Source organism: Xanthomonas hortorum (genome assembly GCF_040279205.1).
GTDB lineage: Bacteria > Pseudomonadota > Gammaproteobacteria > Xanthomonadales > Xanthomonadaceae > Xanthomonas > Xanthomonas hortorum_F.
Genome location: NZ_JBEOLS010000118.1, coordinates 1 through 1,923, shown reverse-complemented (window position 1 = coordinate 1,923; position 1,923 = coordinate 1). Strand labels below are relative to the sequence as shown.

Genomic DNA, 1,923 nt, shown 5'->3' with positions numbered 1-1,923 from the left:
CAGTGGAGCGGCCGATTCATTTGTTGATGGACCGTGCTTACGAAGGCAACGAAACCCGCCAGTTAGCGCTCGATCTTGGCTTCGTGCCGGTGGTCCCGCCGAAATCCAATCGGGTCGAGCCTTGGGAGTACAACCGGGAGATGTACAAGCGGCGCAACGAAGTGGAGAGACTGTTCCGTCGCTTGAAAGGCTACCGCCGGATTTTCTCGCGCTTCGACAAGCTGGATGTCATGTTCCTTGGATTCCTCAGCTTCGTCCTAGTCGTTGATGGGCTTCGGATGTGTTAACAGGCCCTAGTCCGTTACGATCCTCGTACGGCACTGAGTAAACGTTGGTCGCTTTCTATTGGATCCTCTGAGGGCTATTACACACCTGAGCGCATGGCATTGGATGCGTCAAACCATCTATGGATTTACATGGCCGGTATCGGCCTTCAGATCAGGGATGACGAAGGTAGGATTATTCGAGAAATAGCATTTGGCAGTTACGGCCTAGACACCTCAAACATTTACGACCTGAGGCTAGGGCCAGACGGGAAGATGTGGCTTGCCAGCTCAGCTGGTTTGAAACACTGGGATGAGCAAATGGATAGATTCGTGCCTATCCCTGGTGCGCCGCTTTCAACCAGTTATGTCTTTCGCTTTACCGATGCTGACATCGTCTGGATCGGGTTAATGGGCGAGCTGAGTCGTTATCTATGGAATGGTGCTCAATTGAATCATTTGGATACAATTGACGGCGAGCAAGAGTTTCCTCTGGTCGCGCCCAATGGGCTGGTAGTGGACGCTGCAGGTGTTGCGTGGGTTTCGAGTGCCAGGGGGCTCATTAGAGTAGATCCTGCTAGCAAGATGGTAAGGGTTTACGGCGTGCATGATGGGCTTCCCAATCAGCAATTTCAGGACAATACGCTCGTACAGTCCATAGGAGGCCAGATCCTAGGCGGAACGCCGGACGGTGCTTTGCTGTTTGATCCATCCACAATGCGTCCGAACACGCGCCGGCCGCCACTGCTGATTGAGCGCGTGGGACTGCGTCGTGGCGAGCGCGGGCTGGATGTCACCGGGATGGAGCCATTGCAGATGCAGGACGACGATCGTGATCTGCACATCGTTGCACGCCTGCTCAGCCTTTCCGACTCCGACTCCAATAGCTACCGTTTTCGTTTGAGCGGCTACGACCCCGACTGGATCGATGTCGGGCCAAGCGGCGAGCGGCAGTTTTCGCGTCTGCCGGCCGGAAAGTACACCCTGGAGGTACAGGGGCGCACCGGAGATGGAATCTGGTCCCAGAGTCAATCCCTGCGCTTTCAGGTGCTACCGCCATGGTGGTTGGCGCCATGGGGATTGGTCTTTTTGGGTCTGCTCGCGCTATGCGTCATCGCCGCAGCGGTGCTGTTGTATCGCCGTCGCCTGCGTCGCTTGAATGCCTGGCAATTGGCCGTGCACAAGCAGGAACTGGCCGAGCAGGCGTCACTTGCGAAGACCCGTTTCCTGGCCACGCTCGGCCACGAAGTGCGCACGCCGATGACCGGTGTGCTGGGCATGAGCGAGTTGTTGCTCAAGACTTCGCTGGACAACAAACAGCGTAGCTACACCGAATCGATTCGCCGCGCCGGTGCGCATCTGTTGCGGCTGGTCAACGATGCGCTGGATCTGGCGCGGATCGAATCCGGGCGCCTGGAACTGGATCTGGAGCCCTTTTCGGTGCGCCAACTGGTAGCCGAAGTCGAAGGCCTGATGGCGCCACTGGCGCAGGAGCGCGGCCTGCGTTTCAGCCTGGAAGTGGGCCTGCTCGGTGACATCACCGCCAGCGGCGATGTCACCCGCATCCGGCAGATTCTGCTCAATCTGCTCAGCAACGCGATCAAGTTCACCGAGCGCGGCGTGGTCGGTTTGAAGCTGACCACGCTGGGCTCGTATCAGG

1 protein-coding gene and 1 pseudogene are annotated in these 1,923 nt (G+C 57.7%); both read left to right on the top strand.

Going from position 1 to position 1,923, the window contains the following annotated elements:
• On the top strand, window positions 1–287 hold a 287-nt coding region (locus ABS769_RS22345; RefSeq protein ID WP_317062259.1), incomplete at its 5' end, for a transposase.
• 3 nt (window positions 288–290) lie between these two features.
• Window positions 291–1,923 (top strand): annotated as a pseudogene (locus ABS769_RS22340) (histidine kinase dimerization/phospho-acceptor domain-containing protein); the annotation flags it as partial.